Annotated in this window: 27 protein-coding genes; 5 read left to right on the top strand and 22 right to left on the bottom strand. The window is 39.9% G+C overall.

Annotated features, from left to right (window positions below; genetic code table 11):
• Positions 1–6 precede the first annotated feature (6 nt).
• A complete protein-coding gene (locus J4N24_RS16125; RefSeq protein WP_207534738.1) occupies positions 7–363 on the bottom strand; it encodes a bleomycin resistance protein in 357 nt (118 codons plus the stop codon).
• A gap of 483 nt (positions 364–846) precedes the next feature.
• The gene (locus J4N24_RS16120) at positions 847–1,581 is read right to left on the bottom strand and encodes an endonuclease (protein WP_207534737.1); all 735 of its coding nucleotides are present in this window, start codon (positions 1,579–1,581) and stop codon (positions 847–849) included.
• 362 nt (positions 1,582–1,943) lie between these two features.
• On the opposite strand from J4N24_RS16120, the gene J4N24_RS16115 reads away from it, so the two are divergent.
• A complete protein-coding gene (locus tag J4N24_RS16115) occupies positions 1,944–2,585 on the top strand; it encodes an ATP-binding cassette domain-containing protein (protein WP_207534736.1) in 642 nt (213 codons plus the stop codon).
• A gap of 9 nt (positions 2,586–2,594) precedes the next feature.
• Here J4N24_RS16115 and J4N24_RS16110 read toward each other — a convergent pair whose 3' ends face one another.
• The 4 genes from J4N24_RS16110 to J4N24_RS16095 all read right to left on the bottom strand — a co-directional run bounded on the left by J4N24_RS16110 (position 2,595) and on the right by J4N24_RS16095 (position 5,767).
• Complete coding sequence (locus tag J4N24_RS16110; RefSeq protein ID WP_207534735.1) at positions 2,595–3,413, bottom strand: CHAD domain-containing protein; 819 nt, start codon at positions 3,411–3,413, stop codon at positions 2,595–2,597.
• Between the two features lie 109 nt (positions 3,414–3,522).
• Positions 3,523–3,906 carry a hypothetical protein gene (locus tag J4N24_RS16105; protein ID WP_207534734.1) on the bottom strand — a complete coding sequence of 128 codons (384 nt, stop codon included), beginning with the start codon at positions 3,904–3,906 and terminating at the stop codon, positions 3,523–3,525.
• Between the two features lie 32 nt (positions 3,907–3,938).
• The gene (locus J4N24_RS16100; protein ID WP_207534733.1) at positions 3,939–4,754 is read right to left on the bottom strand and encodes a helix-turn-helix domain-containing protein; all 816 of its coding nucleotides are present in this window, start codon (positions 4,752–4,754) and stop codon (positions 3,939–3,941) included.
• A gap of 41 nt (positions 4,755–4,795) precedes the next feature.
• Entirely contained in the window at positions 4,796–5,767 is a 972-nt protein-coding gene (locus J4N24_RS16095; RefSeq protein ID WP_207534732.1) for an aldo/keto reductase, read from the bottom strand.
• A 285-nt stretch (positions 5,768–6,052) separates the two neighbouring features.
• Between J4N24_RS16095 and J4N24_RS16090 the strand changes: the two genes are divergently transcribed.
• Together J4N24_RS16090 and J4N24_RS16085 are read left to right on the top strand one after the other, a co-directional pair.
• Positions 6,053–6,559, top strand: a complete 507-nt coding sequence (locus J4N24_RS16090) for an RNA polymerase sigma factor (RefSeq protein WP_207534731.1) — start codon at positions 6,053–6,055, stop codon at positions 6,557–6,559.
• Positions 6,549–7,163, top strand: a complete 615-nt coding sequence (locus J4N24_RS16085) for a hypothetical protein (RefSeq protein ID WP_207534730.1) — start codon at positions 6,549–6,551, stop codon at positions 7,161–7,163. The genes J4N24_RS16090 and J4N24_RS16085 overlap by 11 nt, the downstream gene beginning before the upstream one ends.
• Positions 7,164–7,258: 95 nt before the next feature.
• On the opposite strand, the gene J4N24_RS16080 is transcribed toward J4N24_RS16085, so the two are convergent.
• The gene (locus J4N24_RS16080; RefSeq protein ID WP_207534729.1) at positions 7,259–7,657 is read right to left on the bottom strand and encodes a GNAT family N-acetyltransferase; all 399 of its coding nucleotides are present in this window, start codon (positions 7,655–7,657) and stop codon (positions 7,259–7,261) included.
• Positions 7,658–7,738: 81 nt separating this feature from the next.
• Between J4N24_RS16080 and J4N24_RS16075 the strand changes: the two genes are divergently transcribed.
• On the top strand, positions 7,739–8,875 hold the full coding sequence (locus J4N24_RS16075) for a glycoside hydrolase family 43 protein (protein ID WP_242691673.1): 1,137 nt from the start codon (positions 7,739–7,741) through the stop codon (positions 8,873–8,875).
• 74 nt (positions 8,876–8,949) lie between these two features.
• Here J4N24_RS16075 and J4N24_RS16070 read toward each other — a convergent pair whose 3' ends face one another.
• Entirely contained in the window at positions 8,950–9,711 is a 762-nt protein-coding gene (locus tag J4N24_RS16070; protein WP_207534728.1) for a phytanoyl-CoA dioxygenase family protein, read from the bottom strand.
• A 288-nt stretch (positions 9,712–9,999) separates the two neighbouring features.
• Complete coding sequence (locus J4N24_RS16065; protein ID WP_207534727.1) at positions 10,000–11,118, bottom strand: acyltransferase family protein; 1,119 nt, start codon at positions 11,116–11,118, stop codon at positions 10,000–10,002.
• Positions 11,119–11,339: 221 nt separating this feature from the next.
• Here J4N24_RS16065 and J4N24_RS16060 point away from each other — a divergent pair, with 221 nt between their 5' ends.
• Positions 11,340–11,663 (top strand): sensor histidine kinase, encoded by a 324-nt coding sequence (locus tag J4N24_RS16060; RefSeq protein WP_207534910.1) that lies wholly within the window; start codon positions 11,340–11,342, stop codon positions 11,661–11,663.
• Positions 11,664–11,673: 10 nt separating this feature from the next.
• On the opposite strand, the gene J4N24_RS16055 is transcribed toward J4N24_RS16060, so the two are convergent.
• The 13 genes from J4N24_RS16055 to J4N24_RS15995 all read right to left on the bottom strand — a co-directional run bounded on the left by J4N24_RS16055 (position 11,674) and on the right by J4N24_RS15995 (position 24,385).
• Positions 11,674–11,814, bottom strand: coding sequence for a DUF1348 family protein (locus tag J4N24_RS16055; RefSeq protein WP_207534726.1), 141 nt, complete (start codon positions 11,812–11,814; stop codon positions 11,674–11,676).
• Positions 11,815–11,831: 17 nt separating this feature from the next.
• Positions 11,832–12,275, bottom strand: a complete 444-nt coding sequence (locus J4N24_RS16050; protein WP_207534909.1) for a DUF983 domain-containing protein — start codon at positions 12,273–12,275, stop codon at positions 11,832–11,834.
• Between the two features lie 89 nt (positions 12,276–12,364).
• On the bottom strand, positions 12,365–13,237 hold the full coding sequence (locus J4N24_RS16045) for a helix-turn-helix domain-containing protein (protein WP_207534725.1): 873 nt from the start codon (positions 13,235–13,237) through the stop codon (positions 12,365–12,367).
• A 387-nt stretch (positions 13,238–13,624) separates the two neighbouring features.
• Entirely contained in the window at positions 13,625–13,894 is a 270-nt protein-coding gene (locus J4N24_RS16040; RefSeq protein WP_207534724.1) for a hypothetical protein, read from the bottom strand.
• A 3-nt stretch (positions 13,895–13,897) separates the two neighbouring features.
• On the bottom strand, positions 13,898–15,658 hold the full coding sequence (locus J4N24_RS16035) for a HAMP domain-containing sensor histidine kinase (RefSeq protein WP_207534723.1): 1,761 nt from the start codon (positions 15,656–15,658) through the stop codon (positions 13,898–13,900).
• 98 nt (positions 15,659–15,756) lie between these two features.
• Positions 15,757–16,884: a sensor protein KdpD gene (locus J4N24_RS16030; protein ID WP_207534722.1), complete on the bottom strand. Its 1,128-nt coding sequence runs from the start codon at positions 16,882–16,884 to the stop codon at positions 15,757–15,759.
• Positions 16,885–16,903: 19 nt separating this feature from the next.
• A complete protein-coding gene (locus J4N24_RS16025; protein WP_207534721.1) occupies positions 16,904–17,971 on the bottom strand; it encodes a porin in 1,068 nt (355 codons plus the stop codon).
• A 22-nt stretch (positions 17,972–17,993) separates the two neighbouring features.
• Positions 17,994–18,572 (bottom strand): potassium-transporting ATPase subunit KdpC, encoded by a 579-nt coding sequence (gene kdpC / locus J4N24_RS16020; RefSeq protein WP_207534720.1) that lies wholly within the window; start codon positions 18,570–18,572, stop codon positions 17,994–17,996.
• Between the two features lie 62 nt (positions 18,573–18,634).
• Positions 18,635–20,677 (bottom strand): potassium-transporting ATPase subunit KdpB, encoded by a 2,043-nt coding sequence (gene kdpB, locus J4N24_RS16015; RefSeq protein WP_207534719.1) that lies wholly within the window; start codon positions 20,675–20,677, stop codon positions 18,635–18,637.
• Between the two features lies 1 nt (position 20,678).
• Complete coding sequence (kdpA, locus tag J4N24_RS16010) at positions 20,679–22,397, bottom strand: potassium-transporting ATPase subunit KdpA (RefSeq protein ID WP_207534718.1); 1,719 nt, start codon at positions 22,395–22,397, stop codon at positions 20,679–20,681.
• Positions 22,398–22,402: 5 nt separating this feature from the next.
• Positions 22,403–22,480, bottom strand: a complete 78-nt coding sequence (locus tag J4N24_RS25910) for a potassium-transporting ATPase subunit F (protein ID WP_207421610.1) — start codon at positions 22,478–22,480, stop codon at positions 22,403–22,405.
• 265 nt (positions 22,481–22,745) lie between these two features.
• Positions 22,746–24,086 carry a sigma-54-dependent transcriptional regulator gene (locus tag J4N24_RS16000; protein WP_207534717.1) on the bottom strand — a complete coding sequence of 447 codons (1,341 nt, stop codon included), beginning with the start codon at positions 24,084–24,086 and terminating at the stop codon, positions 22,746–22,748.
• Between the two features lie 83 nt (positions 24,087–24,169).
• Positions 24,170–24,385: a hypothetical protein gene (locus J4N24_RS15995; protein WP_207534716.1), complete on the bottom strand. Its 216-nt coding sequence runs from the start codon at positions 24,383–24,385 to the stop codon at positions 24,170–24,172.
• Positions 24,386–24,763: the final 378 nt, after the last annotated feature.

The following is a 24,763-nucleotide window of genomic DNA, read 5'->3' as shown; positions in this document are numbered from 1 at the left end:
GCAGTTTTAAATGGTTTGACCAAAAGTTAGCAAATTATTATCCGGATCTAAGAGCGAGAATTCCCTTTGTCCCCATGGCTTGGTTTCTAAGGGACCGTTTGGATGAATCGAAACGCCCTTGTCTAATAAAGCATTATAAAGTCCATCAATATTGTTTGTCCGGATATACACTTGTCCATAGTTTTCACCCGGTTCCAAATCTTTGTATTCGAAAAAATGAATCTGGATATTATCCTTTAAAACCATCAAATAACCATCAAAGTCCCGGTCACCCAAAAGTCGAAATCCCAGTTGCCTGACATAGTAATCTTTCGTTACTTCCTTATTTCGCATCGGTAATTTAGGATGTATTTCTATTAGCATAGGTAAAATCTATTAAATTTTATTTTTCTCTCTTATAACAAATCTCGTCGGTTATGACAGTAAAAGCTGCACGATAACAGGCCTCAGGATCTAACTGAAATTGATAGAAAAGATTTAAATCAATCAGATTTGAGTCCGTTAGTATAATATCGCTTAAATTTCCATGCAGTAATCTCAATTCCTCCCACAAACAAAATAAGTATTCCACAATATATTCTGCAGACGAGGTTCAGTCCAGACCATCTAAAGTAATGATTAATAGTGCAATTAGAAGTAGAAAAAAAATCTTTAGGTCCTGATTTTTACCACTATACAATAAAAAACCCCGCTGATAGAATCAACGGGGTTGCCCAATTGTGTTGGGAAAATTGCCTATGCAAATATACGACAGAATGGGCCTAATAAGAATTGTTGATAAGTTTTATTTCAAAAAAAAAGAAAAGTTACTCTATCTCAGGAGATAAGAAATATTATGATATAAAATTAGACATAAAGTTCCTGGCACTTGTCGCAGAAATAGGAAGTTCTACCCGTTTTTCCAATCTTTTCCTTTCTTAAGGAAATATGATCACGTGGACAATCAGACTTTTTATACACCTTCCAATGCGGCTCAACCTCGCCGTCCTGTTGCCATTGAAGATAATTTCCCGACAATTTTACGCAGGCATCTATTATCGCTTCCAGTTTCTTCTTTGGGATTGCAGATACGATACTTTCCGGATGTACATGTGAAGCGAACAAAGATTCATTCTTAATTTTATTTCCTACTCCGGCAAGAATGCTTTGATCCATTAAGGCTTCGCAGATCAAATCCTTCTGTTTCTTCTCCAGCTTTATCCTTGCTTCTTCCTTATCGAAGTCCTTATTCATTACATCAGCCTTCCAGTTGTAAACTTCATCAAGGGGCTTTTCAATAAACCGACAGTCACAGGAATAAAAATTTAGTTCCCCATTTTCAAATTCGAAACCTACTTTTAATACTCTATCCAGTGTGGAATTTATTGCAAACTTGCCGAATAGCATAAGATGCACGCGGATAGTAAAACCTGGAAAACAAAAAAGAAGTTCCTTACCAAAAGTTTTAATTTCATTTAGAACGCTTCCATTGATTTTATCAAAGGGAATGCCTTTAGCAGTACCGCTAGCGGTAAGGACAGTTTGACCAACAAATTGCTCAGCCAAATCTTTAAGAAATACCATTTGAGGACCTTCAGGCATAATAGGATTTTTAATTAGGCAGAGTATTTTAACTCAAAACAAATATAGCTACATTTATTGAAATCATAATTTATAACCTAAGCAATGAATGCCTATCTTCAATTTTATCGTTTAAACCTCGTCTTTTTTTTGCTGGTCAACTTTGGCTGCCTAACGCTAGTTTCGCTACCTCTGCCGGCGATAATCGCGTTTAAAATATTTGGAAATGCATCTAGTTTTGTTCTTTCCAAACTGTTCACCTCCAAACACTCCTATTATTTTAATAATTTGGGCTTCTCTGTCAAACGTATCCATTGCATCATTACCCTAATTGAAATAGCTGTTTTACTTACTCTATTACCACTTCTAAAACTTGTATTATAATGCTAACTATTGATAGTGTTACTCTTCGCTACGGAGATCATGATATCCTTGCCGGCTGTTACCTAGCCGCAGCAAAAGGGGAAGTAGTCGGCTTATTAGGCAGAAATGGCTCGGGTAAGTCTTCCTTATTGAAAATCATCTTTGGAAGTTTAAAAGCTAACAATAGCCATCTTAGAATAGATGACGAAATTATCAGATCAGCCTACCGCACCAGAAAAGTTGCTTATCTTCCACAAGATCCCTTTCTACCAGCCTTTCTCACTGTCGAATTCCTTTTAAAAAAATGTCCAAATTTGCCAGGAGAAGCGCTAACATTTCTGGAGCCGCTGCGAGCTAAAAGTGTTTCAGAACTCTCAGGTGGAGAGCTGAGGATTCTCGAATTTTTATGGCTATTACAACTGCCAGCCGAGTACGTTCTCCTTGACGAACCATTCTCAGGCATCGCTCCTATCCATGTTGAGTTTTTACAAAAAATGATAAAGCAGGTGGGTGCTGAGAGATGTATTATTCTTACAGATCATTTATACAGAGCCTTGCTTCCTATCAGTAGCCGTGTTTTGCTGCTTCACAATAAATCCGTCTACCCTATTAGAGATGAAAGCGAACTGGGGTTCTATGGCTATATACCTGACTCTTACTAAGGTGTTGCTTTATTCCAGATGAGGCATCAAAAGTTTTTGCTCTACTCGCTCATCAGATGAAGAGACTTTAACCTTTTGCCAAAAATCAGTAGAAATGGCAACAACTGCTCTTTCATCCATTAGAACTTTATCTTTTAACCGAAATAAAGCTGTTGGACTTTTACCGATCTTGTTACTAATTAGCTCTGCAACTAAAACACTGTCGTGCCAACTTCCAATGGTTTCCTGCACTCTACTTAAATAGGGAATATCAAGTCTGAAATTATGTCCCAAACTTTTTTCAACGAGTTTATAGTTGTATAAGATATTCTTAATCCTCTTCCGACAGTCATGCATGCTTTCGTTAAACTCCCTCTTTGCAAAAGCGAGTACAACAGAATTCAGCTCTATTTCAAAAAACCTGGCAATTTGTTCTTCATTTGTTTTTCGAAGTTTTTTTGCAAGTTTATCCATAGCATGTTCCACCATTCGTTTATACTTATTGCCGTGCTTGAGAAATAGGGATAGCTCACCTTCCATCATGCGCTGTTGCTGTTCAAAAAACTCCTTATCTTTTAACTTAAACTCAGTGGCAAGTTTAACATGGAGATAAGGATCTCTGATTCTGCCGGCATGTCTGAATATTTGCTTAACCGGTTTAAAATACTTAAACAATGAACTATTCTTCCCGTTACTAGCCAGCAGAACAAGAAGAGATTTCATCTTCTTAACCTGCACCCTAAAAGCATGTAGTTGTGCCTGATCCGAAGTTTGCAAAAATGAGCTCAAGGCTTGCATCATTTCTTTCGCAATCTTCTTTAACCGTGATTTACCTTTCTCTTTCTTCATTTTCAACGTTAGTACATTTCCCTATCTACATAGGTAGTAACCAAACGCAGCAATTACTTGTTTATAATCTTTTTTTGATCTAAACCCACTTGTGAAAATGTTAGAACAGTTAATTCCCCTCAATCTTTTTAATGGGCATATTGTAATGGAAAGGGAAATCCAGATCGACTTTGGCTATAAGAATTTTAGAATTATTCTTTGACTTTAAAACTGGCATATTTGATGAGGTGGCCGGCTCATTTTTTACTTCTCTGGTCCCCTTTGCAATAGGAAGCTCTCCTCTGAATACCCTCGCCTTCAGCGATGTATCTCCAAGGCTTTTTAATGGCAATTTTAATCCTGGCTGAAAATCGATATTATCAAATCCTGTAGTAGGATCAAACTTTGCTATTGGTTTTTCTATAGCAGAAGTCCCATTGGAAACTTGAGCAGACGTTTTAGTGGCACTGCACACACTCAATACAACCAGCAGAAATGATAAGGAGTACTTCATGGTAATTTTTTTAATAAAGATATCAATTTCGACTAAATAGAACTAATCCCTGTAGGAGCTTTTCCAAACCTTTTCTTAAATGAATGGGAGAAATGAGACAAAGTTTCAAAGCCCAAATCGAGATAGATAGCAGAAGGCTTTTTATTCTTTGTTTCTATAAGGTGCCTGGCCTCATTTAATCGTCGCTCCTGCAACCATTGTCTAGGAGCCATTCCAAAAGTTCGTTGAAAGTCTCTTTTAAAGGAAGCAAGGCTACGTCCGGTAAGCTGTGCAAATTTTTCAACTGAGATATTGTAATGGAAATTGCTAAGCATAAACTTTTCCAGGTCAACTTTATGTGGTTCAGAGAAGTCAAACAAGAAATCCTTTAGTTCGGGCAATGTATTTATTAAAAGGTATACTGCCTCTTTCACTTTAAGCATCCCTAAAGCCTTGGCAATTTTCCCCTCAGAATTCCTAACATATGGCATGACGGATTGGAAAAAGCCTCGTAAGAATTCATTAGTAGGAATAAGAACATTTTGACTCCCGCTATATGTGTTGTTAATTTCAATTTGTTCTTCTAAAGCGATCTGCCCCAAAAAACTGTCTTCGAGACAGATCACAATTGTTTGGTAATCCTCATTTTCAAGAGGAATTTTGGTAATCTCCGCCAACTGATTTTTCCTTATCAGCAACATATCCCCTTTCGTCATAGATATTATCTCTGATGCCGTTTGCATCTTAAAAAGGCCTGAAACTTGGAGTACAAGAGTATTATGCCCAAGAAATCCAACCTTCTCTTTCCGCATGGCAGAAAGGTAAGAATGGAATATTACTCCAGGAAGTATTTCTGTTGGATTTGTCACTTCATAAAGATATAAAATTCATATAGTTTATCCATCTTCACCTATCGTTGGAGGTAAGTACCACCAGCTATCGCACCAGCTGCAAAATGGGAATTAAGTAAGGCCATCTCCTCTCCGCTAAACTCGATCTTCATAGCCTGGATGTTCTCTCCCAATCTGGATCTGCGACTCATACTAACTAGTGGCAGGATTTGTTCCCCTTGTGAATTCACCCAGGCTATAGCAAGCTGCGTGGGTGTAAATCCTTTATCCCTTGCCATCTGCTTCAAAAGCTCAACTTTTTCCAGATTCTTTATTAAGTTTTCGCCCTGGAATCGCGAAAAATGGTTTTGATATGCATCAGCAGAAAGAGGCGCCGTCATTTCTCCGGTAAGTAATCCTTCGGCCGTATTGGCAAAAGCTACAACACCAATACCTAATTCCTTGGCAGTTGGTAATAAATCTTCTTCAATCTGCCTGTCAGCTAAAGAGTATCCAATTTCCAGTGCAGTCACTGGATATACACTATTAGCTTTTCGTAATTGCTCCGCAGAAATTTCAGAAACGCCCAGGTGTCTTACTTTCCCGTCTGTGATCAGGTCTGCAATGGTTCCTACTATATCTTCTACAGGAACACTATTATCGAGCCGGCAGGGCTGATAAAGATCGATAGTATCAACACTAAGGCGGACAAGGGAATAGTTGATGAAGTTTTTAATGCTTGTAGGGCGAAGGTCTAAACCTATCCAATGATTATTATGAAATACCGCTCCAAATTTAACACTAATAAAGGCCTCATCCCTCCTGCCTTTAATAGCTTTTCCCACAAGTAATTCGTTATGACCCGCACCATAAAAATCACCAGTATTTAGGAAATTTATACCATTGTCCAGCGCCTGGTTAATTGTTGCAATGCTCTCACTTTCGTCCGCTGCCTTGCTTCCCCACACTGGCGACATCCTCATACAGCCTAAACCAAGTTTAGAAACCAAAGGACCGCCCTTCCCAAGGCTAATTTTTGTTATACTTTCCATATTGAAATTTTTATTAGTTTTTATCCTGTTTGTTATTAAACAAAAATCGCTCTTATCACCTTCTGCTAAATTTCCTCCACGGCTCATTTTATTTGCCTGTATGGCTCAAATTCCTTAAGTAACTTGAACAGCTATGAATTCGAAGAAAAAAGTGTAACGAATTACAGAAACCTGTTACCTATCTGATATAGAATTCAAAATGGAAAAATTAAAAAGCAACTCCCAGATCTGTGTAATGAGATCCATTGAAATGAAATCCTTAATTATCTATTAAATTTCAAGACCGTGGCAACTGATATAGAAAATGAATTTCTCAATCTGATTAAGAAGCACAAGGGATTGCTTGTTAAGGTGGCCCGAATGTACATGGATAACTCGCAGGATCAGCAGGACCTTCAACAGGAAATTATTATCCAGCTATGGAAATCATTTAATACATTCAAAGGTACCAGTGAATTTTCTACCTGGATGTATAGAGTCGCAATTAATACGGCAATAAGTTATTTCAAAAAAGAGAAAAAACAAGCAAACACATTTTCTCATCAAGAGCCACCTGATCTGCCGTTAAGTGAATACGATACAAGCGCAGATAGAAGGATGGCCTTTTTCTATCAGGCAGTCCATCAACTAAAACCGGTAGAAAAAGCAGTTATTTTCTATATGCTTGAGGGCCTGGCGCACAAAGAGATCGGAAGAAATCTGGGTATCAGCGAAGGGAATGCGAGAGTTAAACTAAACAGGGCTAAAGAGAAATTACAAAACATATTAAAAGACAAAGCATATGAAATTTGATGAAATTAAAAGGAACTGGGATCAAGAAGATTCCGGTGACATGACCTTACCAAAAAGCATTTCCGAAATTCGGGAGGCAAAACATCCTATAGAAAAATTAAAACGCAACATGCGCCTTGAATTGATAATGCAGGTCGTAACACTGGTACTTCTGCCCTTGTTTTTCGGAATACATTTCAAAAGCGATTTCTACGAGATCTTATGGGGAGTCTACGCTGTTTTTTTATTGATCAGCTTTTATTATTCGTTTGGCTTTTATAAGTTCTATAAAAGCAGCTTGAGTTATTTCGCCGGAACAAAAGACAGCCTCTACGAACTATACTATGAACTTAAATTGAATATGGAACGCTATAGGTCCTTAGGATTTTTATGTCTTCCCTTTGTAATTATTCTTGCTGGTTTGAGCTCGCTTGGGCACGTTGAGGATATGAGCGTAGGATGGCAGCAATTTATATTGCATCTGAGAGAATTCCTTGTGGGAATGATAATAGTGTCTGCGATTTATATCTGGGTAATTATTCTGTGGGTAAACAAGCTTTACGGCACCTACGTGCGCCAACTGAGGGAAATTTTAGATGAGTTGAAAGAAGAGGAAAATCGCTAGTCTGCGTTTGATTGCCTAATTGGGATTAGTGCTGTTAGCTATTTATAATTAGTACTAATCCCTTACAAAGGGATCCTCCTGGCCGTCCTCCCCAATTATCTCATACGCCTGATCAAAAAGCCATTTTCAACTTTTTCAAATCCTGCTTTCGGATAATACTCCATAGCGGAAGGGGCGGAAAGTAGGATTAGAGCTGTTTCCTCTCCAATTTTTTCCCTGGTTAATTCAATAAGCTTCCTACCAATTCCACTTTTCTGATATTCTTTTCTAACAGCGAGGTCAGATAGATAACAGCAGTAGCAATAATCTGTTAATGAGCGGGCAACACCAATTAATTTTTGCTGATGCCAGGCAGTTACAACAAGATTAGAATTAGAATACATTTTCAATATCCTATCTCTGTCAGAAGTAGGTCTGATGATTCCCGAACTTTTATATACCTCGATGATATCATCAACCTGGGGTACAAGATCAACTTTATAAAGTATTTTCATAGCGGAGTGATGAATGTAGCGAAATTTATTAATTATTGTAGTTTTGATACTTCAGACAAGTCAGTTAAACCTTTATTATTTATGAAAAAAATATTTCTTTTTTTAATGCTTTCAGAAGTATTTACAACTGCTGCAATCGCTCAAAAAAATGTAAATCACCAGAAAGCTGTCTATTCAAATCCACTTGATGTCAAGCTCGGTGATCCTTATGTTTTACATACCAAGGGTATTTATTATATGTATGGTACAGGAGGCGCAGATAAAGGCTTCGCAGCCTATTCTTCAAAAGATCTTGTTAATTGGAAACCTGAAGGACAAGTTTTTTTCCATGACAATAAAAATGGTTGGAGTGACCCAAATGCGGCTTGGGGCGGAGCTTATTGGGCCCCGGAAGTATACGAAGTAAAAGGCAAGTATTACCTTTTCTATAGCGCCCAATGGAAAGTCAATCCCGCAAAAGAAGAAGAAAACTTTAAGATTGGAGTGGCAGTTTCAGAAAAACCAACCGGCCCTTTTGTTGATTTAGCTCCGAAGCCCCTGTTCGATCCTGGCTATCCTGTTATCGATGCCAATGTTTTTTTTGACACAAACGGGAAGTGCTATTTATATTACTCAAGATGTGCTTATAAACATCCTGTTGAAAGCGAAATAGCAGCACAGGCCCGCAAGATCGGCAAATACAAAGAAATAGAAGAAAGTTGGGTTTACGGTGTTGAACTAAAACCGGACTTCTCCGGTGTTATAGGAAACCCTGTATTGCTACTACGTCCTCCAGTTAAGTTGAGCGACAAGCAATCAGAGTGGGAAAGCCTGTCGGTGACTACAGGGGAAGTTGGACGGCGTTGGACAGAAGGATCGGTTACATTCAAAAAGGATAATATTTATTACATAATGTATTCTGCCAACCATTTCGGGGGCGGACATTACGCTGTTGGTTACGGTACCTCATCCAATCCTCTCGGACCTTTTAATAAGGCGTTAAATAATCCAGTATTACAAAAGAATACTAATAAAGGTGGTTCGGTCTCCGGGACTGGTCATAATAGTATTACTTACTCACCGGATGGAAAAGAGATGTTCTGCGTCTACCACGGAAGAACAACAAAAACTGGGGAAGAACGGGTGGTTTTCATTGACAGAATGGAGGTAAAGAATGGTAAGATCACTGTTCATGGACCCGTTACAGAACCGCAGAAAATGCCATCCGGAGTACAATAATTTATGGATTGACCAACAAATATCTAATTAGAAAACATTAGGTATTACCAACACTTGTACTACACAAAGAAGGATCATTCCTCCTTCTTTGTGTTCTCTCTTACCTGCAATCTCCCAGCTCCAACCTTTCGTTCAGCCCACTGAAGTTCCTTTGCAAGTTCAATATTTGAAAATTCGATATGTATCACTCTCCTTTTCCTGTTATTCGTCGTTCTGTTTGAAGAATGCAGCAAAAGTGGCTTCATGATCATAATTCCTCCTTCTTCTACTGCACATATTTTTTCTTTCTCTACGGTCCAGTCGATTGTTTCAGGTCTGTATATCCCCTTCAAATGAGATCCTGGAACAACTTTTAACGCACCATTATTTTCATCTGTCTCGTCCAAATGGATACGAATTGTAAATATGGATTTTAGCACATTCAGAGGTGGTTGTACTGCAAACTGTTGATGTTTAACGGTCCATGGTCCATATCCCTCTAATTCCACTCTTTTATCAACCGAAATGGTAAGGTCTTGATGGAAGGCAACGAACCAGTTTGACTGCTCCGGCTTATCAAAATAAATAGACTTAACCACAAAGTAGTCATTGCCAAAAAAACGGTAAATCAAATCTTTTAACTTTTCATTAAAAATCAGCTCATTCAAGTGCGGGCACTCTTTCAAAAACTGCCTGATTGCAAATAAGTCTGCTGTTTTACGAAATGTCGGCTTGGAAGTATCTACCTGGTTTATTGCGCTGATGATCCCCTCCAACTCAAAGGATGTATAAACCCCATTAATAATTGTGAGCCCTTCTTCGACGAGCTGTTTATGCGATAACTGCAAATTCTTCATTTTACAATTGAAAGCTGTATCCTAGGTGCATAGTAATAATTGCCCATAGATACTAAATTCCTAATAAAATTTCACAACGTAATATGCTATCACTAAATATCAGGAAGAACAGTTCGGGCAATCCTCGTACGATAATTGCTATTTTAGCCACTATTAACAGGTTTACCCCGATAATGCTCCAGATAGATACCTTGTTGCAGACAATAGATTAATAGCCGGCTCGAATGCCTGGTTATTTAATGAATGTTATTAATGGTTTAATCTACCTCATTTATTATTAACGATTTCCTAACTATGAGCAGGGCTACGAACCTTATTAATCAAACTCATTGAAGTCCCGCTTCTAAGTCGATTTCTTATCGGGAGATCAACCCAAATTAATACAGCATAAGCTAATACGATTAAGAGTACGACTCCAAAAACAATAATTATAGTCTGCTCACTTAAGGTAGGTTTGAACCGCTCTACATTGCTCATGTAGAGCCAGATAAACGGATAGTGGATCATGTACAAAGGATAAGAGATGTTTCCAGAAAATTTGCAGACCCAACTATTAGCACCTCGACCCGTTGCTCCTGCGCCTAGGGCAATTAAAATAGGAAAATAGACGATAACAAAAAAGGGATCAATAAGCGAATTGAATTCTTTAGAAAAAGGAATTAGAAAAACTGCCAATAAAAGTGCTCCTATGGAAATAAAGGAAATCTTCCAGGAAAGTATCCATCTCATTCTATAAACGAGAATTCCTGCCAGGAATGAATAGAATACACGAATCCCGCCACCTTTAATATTATCTCCTCCCCAGCCTACCGCAAGATTCCCTGACCGTTGAGCTTCGTAGATCAATACTGCCGCTGCTAAAATGGTCATTATCCAGAGAATTTTATTTGAAATCTTGATAAGGAAGATAGCATAGCAAATGTTGGCCAGATATTCCCAAAACAAAGACCAGGTAGGTGGATTAAGGTGAAAAAGATTAAAGTATCTTTCGTGAACCAGAGGGTAAGGTATCATCAAACATGATCCAAGGAACATTTCGATTAGGTTGTTTTCGTACTTATTATAAAGATCACTAAAGGGATCGAACATGAACATCACCAAACCAATAATAGAACCTAAAATAACCAAGGGATGTAATCGGATGAGCCGTAGCTTTAAAAAGTTCAGGATTCCCAATTTCGACAAGCGCTCGTCGTAGGAATAGGCGATTACAAAACCAGAAAGACAAAAAAAGAAGTCGACAGCTAAATATGCGTGAGCTATGAAGCTGTCATTATAATCAGGAACAGCTATTTCCATAAAATGAAAGATTACCACTGCCACTGCAGCTAAACCTCTCAACCCATCAAGTATTCCAAAATGTTGTTTTGAAAACACTAATTCAACATTTCCCTCTATTTTATCCATAAAAACCAGCATAAAAAAGCTGGTTTAAAAATGAACAAATGGCCGCGTAGTAATGACTTTTTGAGTATCAATGTTTATCTCATTTGTCTCATTTATAATCCAGATACAAACCAATAAGTACTCCTCCCAGGCAAAAGACCTTCACTAACTCTCTCCTTCCAATCCCGGTATAAGCAAAAAATAATCCTTACCTTGCTCTGATTATTTCTACTTGATGGAGAATAGTTCTGTTAAATCTGATCCATAATGTTGTAAAATATGCTCCTGATTCTAAACAGATTCGGATACAGGTAGCTAAAGAAGGAGCCTTTGCTAAAATTATGGTCATCGATAAAGGACGTGGAATTTCTCCGGATAAACTCCCGCATCTATTTGATCGTTACTACCGTGTAGATACTGGTGGACATCAATATTCTGGCCTTGGCCTGGGTCTTTACATCTATAACGAAATTGTTAAAAAACATGGAGGTGTAATGGGGGTTGAAAGCAGACTGGAAGAAGGGAGCACATTTTGGTTCACCCTTCCTTTGTATGACACTCAATAACTTTTGCTCCTCATTTATAGCCGTCTTTCGCTTTTGTTGATCGGTACGAAACTCTTACAGGATCTTTCGAATTCCAGGCATCTTCGGCCATTTGTACTTTTAAAGTCGCGGTTTCAAAATTGAAAGGAGGTAAAGGAGGTCTTTCTGTCATCCTTATAAAATATTAGTCTAATTTCTCGTATCGGTAATACCTTCTGATCCGTTTGAGCTATCCCGGCTCGTTTCAGGGCTATAATGTAAGCCTGGAGTTAACCAGTAAAGCAATACAACCCTTGAATAGCGGTAGTTAAATGGTGACAGGATAAAAACTGCGGGAAATATGGTTGCAAAATAAAGCCACATGTTCTCCAGATTGTTCGTTAAAACATAAGTGGCTACGGCAATTGATATCATCTCAGCTACATTCATTGCATAGCTTACAAACATTGAAACATAAAAATACCCTGGCTCCCTTTCAAACTTCAAGCTGCAATGCGGACAACTAACATTCATTTTCTGTAACTTAAGACCATACATTGATCCTGCAAACATGTCTCCTCTCCGGCACCTCGGGCACTTTGCCTGTACTGCTGCCGCAAACTCACCTGGTACCTTATACTCCTGTTTGTTCATATTTTTAAGTTTGTTCTTATCAATTTCTATCGTTCTCATTGTTTGCTGATTTATATATCCCCGTCGCTTGTCAGCCTCTATTCTTCGTTCTATTTCAAAGTCATTTTTCTGAACTCCTCTGGCGTCAGCCCCACATACTTCTTGAAGAATTTCGTAAAGTAAGAGTTGTCATTAAAATTTAGTTGATATGAAATTTCCCTTATAGTAAGATCTAGATTTACCAACAACCTTTTTGCTTCCAATATCACCCTGTTCCTAATCACTTCTCCGGATGGTATACCTAACAGATCATTACACAAGGCATTAAGATGATTTGGTGTTATATATAACAATTCTGCATACTCCTTTGGTAGTCGCAGACTGGTATAATGACGCTCAATAAGCTGCTGGAAATTTCTAAGCAAAGTGTAATTATAGGATGACACATACGCTTCTTGTTTTTCAGCCACAAGGTCTGAAAGCATTATGAATAGCTTTAGTAAAAGGACCTTTATGTAATCATCACTAAAACGTTTGGTTTGACTGCCGGCCTTTAGTAATTCCTCAAATACAATTTGTATTTCTCCCTGAATATCTGGCGGAACCTGCAAAACCGAATCTTTTACTACTCCTGTAAAAAAACTGAACTTCTGCAAATACTCGGTAAGCAACAGAAAAGATTGGAAGTAGGTATTTGAAAAGTTAACCACATAGCCGTCAACCGGCCCTGCAAAGCTCCAGCTATGAACCTGACCAGGAATCATAAAATAGATCTGCCAGGGCTTTACCTCAAAATTTTCGAAGTCAATAGAATGGGAACCCGAACCTTCAGTAAAGAGCAACACATGGTAGAAGTTATGACGATGGGGATAATGTAAATGCTGATGGGTTTTAGAATAAGGACCAAATCTGCTAACTATGATATCCTCCTTACGAAAACCTCCAAGGCTGCTTATGTCGTAAATAGGAATCTCATTTTTCATACAACAAATTTACATTGAAAAAGGCCATTTTAGTGGTACGATTTACTTGACAAATGGTACTATTCAATGATTAATGCCTCGTGCATTAGTACCTATATAAAAGAAAAGCGGTTAGGCCTAACCTAACCGCCGAACGTTCATAGATAGATGGATAATGCCCTGCTTTAAGCGAGAACTATGCCAACGCGGAGAATTAATTAAAAAAATTCACAACTTTTTATTATGGTGACCCGTACAAATACGTATTGTGATAAGGTTTAGGTTGCCCTGCTGCTCTCATAGCGACGGGGCTTTTTTCTGTCAGAAAAAGTGTACACATCTTAATACATAACCTCAAGCTACCTTGTACTTTCAATACCGGAATTACCAAGGGAGCTTCGATAAAGATCAATCATTAAATATGAAGTTGTTCCGATTAAGCGCTCTCGATAAATAACTGTTGAAGTCATTTTTAATTAAGTCAGATAATACGCACAAAAACTGTCTGTTTTGTTCAGCCTTTGCTTTTTCCAGTTCGCTTAATTCAATCAACATGAAGAGGTCAACAAAACTTACAGGAGAATAGGGAAAGTCTACATACCATTTTCCATTACCTCCTTTATAGAGTACAAAGCCCCAGTTTTCTTTGTCGATTTCAGTTAAAATTATAGCCGTCATTAATCAGTATTTTTCTATTATTTTTTCGTGGACGGGAAGTTTGAAACCAAACTTACTTCCTGCTCCAAGCTCGCTCTCTACAAATATTTCTCCCTTTTGTGCCTCTATGAAATCCTTCGAAATTGCGAGGCCCAGCCCTGTGCCTGATTTCTCGGACCCATCTGTAGGTACTTGAAAATACCGGTCGAATAACTTCTTCTGATACTGCAGTTCAATCCCCTTGCCGAAATCACGAACAGTAAACTCTACAAAATCACCTGCAGGCATCACCTGAACCACCACCCTCGATTTTTCAGCACTATACCTTAAGGCATTTGACAGGAAATTAATGAGCACCCAGGCTGACTTCTCTATATCTGCATTCACCAAAGGGATTTTTTGCCTGCGGATCACTTCCAGCTTTATGCCTTTTTGTTCTGCCTGAAATTTAACCGCTTCAATAGCATAATGTACAATTTCGTTCGGGTTTGCAGGCGCTAATTTCAATTGAATATTTCCAGATTCTGCCTGCGAAAGATCGAGCAGCTCGCCTGTGATCTTTAACAAACGGTTGCTATCTTCCTCTACATTCTTCACCAATTCCATCTGATCTTCATTAAGCTGCCCCACATGACCCGCTGCGAGAATATCAAGGCTCATTAGAATGGAGCTGATAGGTGTTTTAAGCTCGTGGGAAACAGTAGCAATAAAATGAGTTTTGGCCTGGTCCAGTTCCTTGAACTGAGTGATATTGCGCAGAATAAAAACACTTCCCGCCGAGCGACCAGTGGTTACTACTCCTTTATCCTCCATATTGTCTAGATAAGGTACGCTGATATCTATTGTGTCTAACTCAAAGAACGACTCTTTTCCATTTGCAAAGATCTTGAGCGTTTTATCGCTTTTCTTGTTCTTTAAGACGTAATTAAACAGATCGTTCGTACCAGACACTTCTGCCGCATTTTTAGACGAGATCTCATCTGATTTCAAATTAAGCAATTGCTCAGCAACAGCATTAATAAAAAGTATATTATCCTTCTCATCCAAACCAATGATGGCATCCTGCATCTTTTCGATGATCGCCTCTATTCGCATTTTCTCTGACCGAATCGTCGCGAGGTTACTATTTTCCCATTGACTTAGCTTACTTGCCATATCATTGAAGGCAGAGCCCAGTTCTGCAAACTCATCGTTCGAATCAAACCTCAGCCGCTGTCCATAATTCTTATTACTGATCTCGCGGATACCCACCATTAGTTGCCTTAACGGATTAGCCACATAACCAGGAAAATTCACCGAGAAGGAAAACAGTACCAAAAAAGTGAATGCCCCAACAAACTGCAAAAGCATTACTGTTTCCTCAATAGATGACTTAGCTACATCGTTTTTTCTTACTATAGCAGCCATGTTGATGTCGTCAATCCCCTGCAAGTTCGCCCTTATCTGACGCTCCAGATCCCCTTTGTTCGTTGAGGTAGTTTTAAACCGTTCAAATAATTGCCTTACCAAAACTACCCGTTCCCTCTCCCCATTTTCTGTGACATTATTCTCTTCAGATTGCAAGGCCTCCTCAAATAGCAAGGCGTCTCCCGCACTGAGCTTATCACTTTTATCCAGCAAACCTCGCATGCTCCGTGAATAATTCAAGCTTTCATAATTATCTTTAAGGATAACCTCCGCACTCTCAGAAATTCTCTTAATATGATACAGGCACATGCCGCCAAAGAAGAGCACTACCGCAAAAAGAACTCCGAAGCCAACATTCAATTTAGTCCGGATTTTCATAATACTGATTTACATAGGTGAGAACCTTGAAGTTTCCAGACCGCAAGGCTTGTAAAAGAATGATCTTTTTCATTTGTGTAAACAAAGGTTGAGCAACTTTAAGAAAGGATAACCAAATCTATCTCTACTGCTGAAATCTTTTGTAATAACTGCCTGAATACATTTGTTTTCAAAATCAGCTGGAAGAAGTTGAAATGTGGCTTACCTAAACATATCGTTGTTATTTCTTTTTCCTGCGCAATTTCCATAATAGTTTGGGTAATATGATCACTTTTTACTTTAATTACTTCGGCACCTAACTGAGTAGCCAATCTGAAATTGTTGATCAGATGCCGTTGTTTGTCCAGCTTGATCTTATCCAACTCTTCTGTACTGCTTTGTACATACAACACAATCCAGGGCGAACGATAGTACGAAGCTAACCGGGCTGTTTTCCTAATCACCACTTTAGCAGTTTCAGCATTTGAGGATATACAAGCCAGGAAACGTTCAGAACGTAGCTTGATCTGTTTTGGAACCTCCATATCAATCTTCCTTTCCAGGTGATGTGCAACTTCCCGCAAGGCAAGCTCCCGTAACTGCAGTATCTTCTCGCCTCTGAAAAAGTTTTGCAAAGCCAGGTCAATCTTGCTCTTATCGTAGATCTTACCCTCCCGTAACCGCTGTATCAACTCGTCGGCTGTCAGGTCGATATTTACAATTTCATCAGCCATTTCCAGTATCCTATCCGGGATCCTTTCGCGGATTTGGATGCCGGAAATCTGCTCCGCTTCTTCATTCAGACTTTCCAAATGCTGAATGTTTACCGCCGATATCACGCTGATACCAGCATCAAGAATATCCACCACGTCCTGCCACCGCTTTGTATTTTTGCTTCCTTCGATATTAGTATGAGCCAGCTCGTCAACAATCACAACCTCCGGATGAACGCTTAGCAGAGCTTGCAGATCCATCTCTTCCACTTCCTTTCCTCGATAAAAGGAGCGGTACCGGGGAATGATCTGCAAGCCTTCAAGCAAGGCATGGGTTTCTTTCCGGTTGTGTGTTTCAATAAAGCCTATCTTTACGTTGATACCATTTGCCAACAAGGCGTGTGCTTCCTGAAGCATACGGTAAGTCTTCCCTACACCTGCACTCATCCCGATGTAGACTTTCAGCTTTCCCCGTCTGGACCTTTTAACCAGTTCCAAGAAATTTTTAACTGAACCTTGTTTATCTTCGTACATCTAACTACTCACTCTACATTCAAAAAGAAACCGCAATGCTGGTCGTTATACTTACGTTATTTCTACTTAACACCTCATCACGAACGAAGATGTCCTCTTTACTCCGGTAGAACTTACCCTCCAGCCGGAGAATTGCACGGTTAACTGGAACATAATCAATGTTCAGGGAATAACCTGATGTTTTAAAAGGGACAGCATTAATGGTTTGTATAAATACATTTGATTTGTCACGGTAATATTCATATCGTCCCGCCATAAATAGTTTAGGATGAAGTTGGCCCCGGACAGTAACTACGGGTGAGATCACCTCGGAATACGATTTACTGTTCTTTTCCTTTTGCTGAAATCCGAGATCAAATCCGGCAGTTAAACCAACTTTAGGATGCACTTTCCACACCCCATAAATGTTATTGTAAAACCTCGTCACACCAATACTGTCCACTCCTTCCTGACCAAGGTAATTGCTGTAATTTAAAGCAATACGATCGTTGGCCTTAACTGTAACTTGAATACCAACCGCAGGCCTGCTATTACCTTCCGCTCTTAATATTCGTTGCCAGCCATTAAGATATAAGACACTAATAGACAACTGATTATTATCAGTAACATAAGTAAGCTTTGCACCAGCCTCGTAGTAAGGGGTATTTTCAGAACTTATATTACGGGTTAAGGCCCAGCAATCTTTAGAAACTGCACATTCAAAGCCTATATGAGAGGCAAATGTTCCTGCTTCCAGCCAGAAGTTTGACTGGTTTAACAGTTTTATACCGGCATTTGCCTCAAAAATACTCCTAAGAACGCCCGGCTCTGCAGCCAGGTTCGCCTTAGCATAAGTTCCCGTCATAAGCGCAAGATTTGCTCGTACCCTGACATCCTCATAAGCAGCTTTGATGAAACCCAGATTAAGATTAACCTCGTTGTGACGGTTATGAGAGTATACGAAGCCCGGTTTGTTATTATCTGCCGGCTGGTTAAAATCATAAGAATAATAGCTTTCTACATAACCGGATACTTTAAATAGATTTTCTTCCTGCGCATATGCAAAAATGTTGAGCAAGGCAATTGCTGAAGTTATGATATGTTTCATGTTCTGTTTCCTGATTTTAAAGCTAATTTTCATGGTATGTGCTAATTTGATCAAGAGCAATATTTAGCTGAAGGACATTGACCTTCCTGGGACCTAAAAAGCCTAGAAACGGAGCTTCAGTGTTTTCAATTACCAGTTCCTGGATCTGGCTCAGTGAAAATCCCCGCAGCTCTGCTACACGTCTTACCTGCAGGTCTGCTGCTTCAACAGAAATATTAGGATCAAGGCCACTTCCAGAAGCTGTAACCAGGTCGGCAGGAATATCTTTTCGTTCGGCATAAGGATGATATTTGAGTAGCGTATCCACCCTTGATTTTACCTCCTTTAAATAATCAGGATTAGAAGGCCCCTTATTTGATCCTGCAGAGCCAGCTGCGTTATAAGATACCGCCGAAGGTCGTCCCCAGAAATAGCGCGGGTCTGAGAAACTTTGGCCGACAGCCTTGTATCCAACAACTTTACGATTAAAAAAAGACTGCTCGCCCTTGCCGGCCCCTTTGGAAAATTTAGCAACAAAGGCAACAGATACAGGATAAATAACACATAATAGGACAAGGAGTACTAATGTGAGGCGTATAGATTGAAAAATATATGATTTCATGTGAGATATGAGTTATGAGGTGTGATGGTTCGTAGCTGATAGCTGATAATTATAAGATGTGTTTAGAAGAAAATACCAACTAATAAATCAATAAATTTGATCCCTATAAACGGTGCGATAACACCACCTAAACCATATATAAGCAGGTTTCGTCTAAGCAAAGAACTTGCACCTATAGGCTTGTACGCAACCCCTTTCAGTGCAAGCGGGATCAATATTGGAATAATAATGGCGTTAAAGATCACGGCTGAAAGGATTGCACTTTCGGGACTATGAAGCCGCATGATATTTAATCCCTGTAATGCAGGAATGGAAGCGATAAAAAGAGCTGGAACAATAGCAAAGTACTTCGCAACGTCATTTGCTATTGAAAAAGTAGTGAGTGTTCCTCTCGTGATCAGTAGCTGTTTACCTATTTCCACGATCTCGATTAGCTTCGTCGGATCATTGTCCAGGTCAACCATATTTCCTGCTTCTTTTGCAGCCTGAGTGCCACTGTTCATCGCAACACCGACATCTGCCTGGGCAAGTGCAGGTGCATCATTTGTGCCGTCACCCATCATTGCAACCAGTTTTCCGTTCGACTGCTCCTGCCGGATGTAATTCATCTTGTCTTCAGGCTTAGCCTCGGCAATAAAATCATCCACTCCTGCTTTTTCGGCAATGTATTTTGCGGTCAAAGGATTATCTCCCGTTACCATTACCGTTTTTACGCCCATCTTGCGTAGTCGTTCAAAACGCTCGCTAATGCCCGGCTTAATTATGTCCTGTAGTTCGATTACTCCTAATACTTTCCCGTTTTCTGTCACTACCAGCGGCGTTCCTCCGTTCGATGAGATAGCCTGAACAGTTTTTTCAGTATCTGCTGGAAAATTATGTCCTGCCTTGACGGCTATATTCTTTATTGAATCAAATGCTCCCTTACGTAATTGCGTGCCGTCTTTCAGGTTCACCCCGCTCGAACGGGTTTCCGCAGTAAAGCTCACGAACTCTGCAATTGTGACATTGGTGATTATTCCAGAAGCAATAGATGGGATTTCAGTTTTTGCCAGGTCAACAATGGATTTTCCCTCGGGCGTTTCATCGGATATAGAGGCAAGGAGACTGCAACGGATGAAATGATCTTTCGCTATTCCCTCTGCCGGATAGAAATTGGTTGCCTTCCGGTTCCCGATAGTAATAGTACCGGTTTTGTCTAGCAGGAGGGTATCGACATCACCTGCTGTTTCTACTGCTTTTCCAGATTTTGTGATCACATTTGCACGCAAAGCCCTGTCCATGCCTGCGATACCAATAGCAGACAGTAGGCCTCCGATGGTAGTAGGGATGAGACAAACAAAGAGAGAGATCAGCGCAGCGATCGTGATCGGAGTATTGGCGTAATCCGCAAAGGGCTTCAGCGTTACGCATACGATAATAAAGATAATAGTAAAGCTGGCTAAAAGGATGGTCAAAGCAATTTCATTTGGGGTCTTCTGCCTGCTTGCTCCTTCAACTAATGCAATCATTTTATCCAGAAAGCTTTCTCCCGCTTGCGTGGTTACGCGTACTTTTATCTTGTCTGAAAGAACCTTTGTTCCGCCTGTTACAGATGATTTATCACCACCCGACTCCCTGATCACCGGAGCTGATTCCCCTGTAATGGCCGATTCATCAATAGTAGCAATACCTTCAATGATCTCGCCGTCGGTTGGTATGATGTCTCCAGCTTCACATACAAAAACATCGTCTTTCTTTAAAGAATTAGAGGAACAAGTCTCGATCATTCCGTTTGCCGAGATCACCTTAGCCGGCGTTTCCTCACGTGTTTTGCGGAGACTTTCCGCCTGAGCTTTTCCCCTTGCTTCGGCTATAGCTTCCGCAAAATTTGCAAAGAGCAAGGTAACAAACAGGATAAGGAAGATAATAAGATTATAACTAACTGAGCCCTGATCCTTATGGTTAATGGAATAAGCCGAAACAAAGGCCATGATTAAAGTACCGATCTCTACAGTGAACATCACCGGGTTCTTTATCATCAGCCGTGGATCAAGCTTTATGAAGGATTGTTTCAGCGCTGCAGTAACAAGTACAGGCTCGAATAATTTATTAGATTGAGTTCTCATATTATTTAATCAGGGTAAAGTATTCTGCTATAGGACCAAGTGCTAAGGCAGGGAAATAAGAAAGGGCATTTAAGACCAGGATAACGGCAAGGGTCATTATGCTGAAAGTGATCGTATCCACCTTGAGCGTCCCGGCCGATTCAGGAATATATTTCTTCTGACCTAGTAAGCCAGCAATGGCAACGGGACCAATGATTGGCAGAAAGCGACCTAAGAAAAGGATCACTCCAGTTACAACATTCCAGAATATGTTATTATCACCTAATCCTTCAAAGCCCGAGCCGTTATTGGCATTAGCTGAAGTAACCTCATAGAGCATCTCCGAAAAACCATGAAATCCGGGATTATTAAGCCAGTTCGCCGGTTTAACTGCCCAATCAGCATTAGGGTAGGAAACAAGAACAAAGCTCGCCAGTGCAGTTCCTGCCATAATAAGGAAGGGACTTAGTAAGGTAACCAACGCAGCGATCTTCACCTCCCTCGCTTCTACCTTATGGCCAAGAAATTCAGGGGTCCTCCCTACCATTAAGCCGGAGATGAAAACGGCGATGATGAGGTAAATGAAATAATTTAAGATCCCAACTCCGCAACCTCCGAAGAATGAGTTGATCATCATTCCCAGTAATTGCCATAGTCCGGTTAAAGGCATGGTACTATCGTGCATACCATTTACAGAGCCTGTAGAAACAATGGTTGTGATAGTGCTCCAGTAAGCAGTTGCCACCGCTCCAAAACGCACTTCCTTTCCTTCCATGGCTCCATGATTCTGATCAACACCCAATGCTGCTATAGCGGGATTACCAGCAGTTTCGCCTATGATCGAAGGAACAAGGAGCATAAACATTCCCAGCGTCATAACAGCATAGATAGTATAGGCAAGTTTTTTCTTCCTGATGAAGTAACCAAAAGCGATGATCATGGCCATCGGAATAATCATTTGAGAAATAGCCTCCACCATATTGGTTAGGTAATTTGGATTTTCAAGAGGGTGACTTGAATTAGCCCCGAAAAAACCTCCCCCGTTGGTTCCAAGGTGTTTTATGGCCACAAACTGCGCTGCCGGTCCCCGCGAAACATCTACCGTATCACCTTCCATAGAAACAAACTGATCTTTACTTTCATAACTTGCCGGCGTGCCATTAAAAGCAAGGATTAAAGCGACGATAAGCGATAAAGGAAGTAATAGGCGGGTAATAGATTTCAGAAATAACTCCCAGAAGTTGCCCAGCTGGGTTGTACTCTTTTCCCTAAAGGCTTTGAAAAGTACAACTGCAGAGGCAATTCCCGTTGCAGCACTTGTAAACTGCAGGAACATCAGGACAAAATGCTGCGTTAGGTAACTTACTCCCGTCTCGCCCGAATAGTGCTGCAAATTACAGTTCACCACAAAGCTGATAATGGTATTAAAAGAAAGGTCAGGTGTCATACCAGGATTTCCATCAGGATTAAGCGGGAGTTTATCCTGGTAAATCAATACGAAGAAACCATAAATAAGCCATACAGAATTAATGGTAAGCAAAGCTTTCATATGCTGCTTCCAGTTCATCTGCTGTTTCGGGTTGATGCCCGACAATTTATAAATGATAGATTCAAGAGGACACAGAAAATCTGTCCATACTTTTTCACCGGCAAAGACTTTTGCCAGGTACTTTCCCAGGGGAAAGGCAATAATCACCGTAAGGAGGTAAGTAGCTATTATTCCGTTAATCTCAGTGTTCATAGCAATTAGAATTTTTCGGGTTTAAGCAGTACATAGATCATATAAATAAGTACCGCAATTGAAATGATGAATAGTGCGATCATAGGTTTCAGATTCTTTCTAGCCAGTCAATTGATTTAAAACATATCCTGCAGAGGAGCAGAATGGAGAGTAATAGGATTACTGTTAACATATCATTAGTTATTTTTGATATGTCCTTAGCTATAGGTATGCCCGTGACAGGAAACCACCTGCAAGAAGCTGAATAACAGACGAATAATTTATTCTAAAGATTTAGGGCAATAAAAAACCCTCCCAAAATGGGAAGGTTTTTTATTGAAATGATATGGTAAGTAATAATATCAGGCTTTAAAGGGCCATGCCGTACTCCTCCAATTTGCGATAAAGAGTAGACAAGCCAATACCCAGAAGTCTTGCCGCCTCAGTTTTGTTGCCGTGGGTGTAATTCAACACCTTGCGGATATGCTGCTTCTCCATTACCTGCATATTCAAGCTATCCCCTTCCGTTATTTCCTGATGAAACTCGTTAGGTAAAAGGGAAGCATTCAGTATAGGGCTGTCGGCAAGGATAACCACCCGTTCAATCACGTTTCGCAGTTCTCTGATATTTCCCTTCCAGGAATGTCGCTTAAGGGCTTCAATAAAATCCTGAGCCAATTCCAGCTTCGGTTTATTCATTTTCAAGCCAAACTCTTTAAGGTAATGATTTGCCAGTAGTTCAATATCTCCTTTCCTTCTGGATAGCGAAGGCAGGGAAATAGAAAACACAGAAAGCCTGTAGTAAAGATCCAACCTGAACTTACCCTGGTGCGACTCCAGTTCGAGATTACGGTTCGTGGCTGCAATTAATCGCACATCCACTTTAGAGGTCTGCGTATCACCTAACTTTATAAAGGTCTGGGTTTCCAGTACGCGAAGCAATTTTGCCTGGAGGTCAAGGTTCATCTCCCCTATTTCATCCAGAAACAAGGTCCCGCCCGATGCTTCTTCCAATAAACCCTTTTTGTCTTTAGAAGCGCCAGTAAAGGCTCCGGCTTTGTAGCCGAACAATTCACTTTCCAGCAGCTCAGAACTAAAACCACTGCAGTTCAATGCTACAAAGCGCTTCATTTTGCGATGACTTTCATGATGGATCGCTTGTGCAAACACTTCTTTTCCTGTACCGGTTTCGCCCAGCAGCAGCACCGTCGTATCCGTTTCTGCTACCTTTTTCGCAAGTACGATCGTATCTTTTATTTGGGGTGAACTGCCGATAATACTATCAAAGCTGTACTTCTTGTGAACCTCCTTTTCAAGGTCGAATACCCTTTTCTGCAGCTTAGACTTCTCTATGGCCTTATGAAGTAAAGGGATGATTTTTTTGTTATCATCGCCCTTGGTGATATAATCGAACGCTCCATTCTTCATCGCCGTAACACTGTCTGGGATAGTTCCATAGGCCGTAAGACTGATGACTTCTGTGTACGGATATTTTTCCTTGATCTGTTTCACCAGATCTACACCATTAATATCGGGGAGCTTAACATCACTGATCACCACGTTCACCTCCTCCTGCCCAAGTATCCTTAAACCTTCTTTGGCTGTATATGCCTGAGCAACGGTATAACCTTCGTAGCGAATGATTCGCGAAAGCAGATCATTCAATTTCTTCTCGTCGTCGATCACGAGGACCATATTCTCTTGCTTCATCACCAGGACTGTTAATTCCTGACCAAAATTGGAGAATAATCTCTTATCATCATACAAATGATGAAAGAAATTCAGTCATCAAACTACTCATTCACCTCGAGCATTGGCACATAACCAAGCAACTTCACATGGACATTCGAGCAGTACCCAGAAGCGGCTTTGGTTTTTTGAGCAATAAATCTTAGTCTTTCTGAACCAACCGTCCTTTCTGTTATGATAGTTGAATTAGCACAAATACCTGGATTCGGTAAATGTTTTAAAAATGCTTTCATTGCATCTGTTACACTGTCCTTTTTCATACTTCGAATCTCGGCGAGCATTATTACGAGCTCTTTACTCTTAATAAACCCTATAGTTATTTTTCAATTAGTTAAAAGTATGCTATCAACTCAAAACACCCTTTGCAGTTTTTAGTATTATAAAAAGGGGTATTTATCTGTAAAAATGCCGCTATTTTCCGCTTCAAACCAGGTACTTATACTTTACATTACCTAATTTTAATCATTTATGGGTCATAGGCAGTAAAGAGAATGTTTCAACTTACAATTAGGTCAGATGTAAAACGCACGAGCAATAATTTCACAGAAATTAAGAAATACATAAAATCAGGTAAAAACACCATAAAAATACCGTATTTCACGTCTTTTTACTTAATTATACTTTGATCACTTTTGCAG

Source organism: Desertivirga arenae (genome assembly GCF_017355785.1).
GTDB lineage: Bacteria > Bacteroidota > Bacteroidia > Sphingobacteriales > Sphingobacteriaceae > Desertivirga > Desertivirga arenae.
This window is presented reverse-complemented; position numbering and strand designations above follow the sequence as displayed.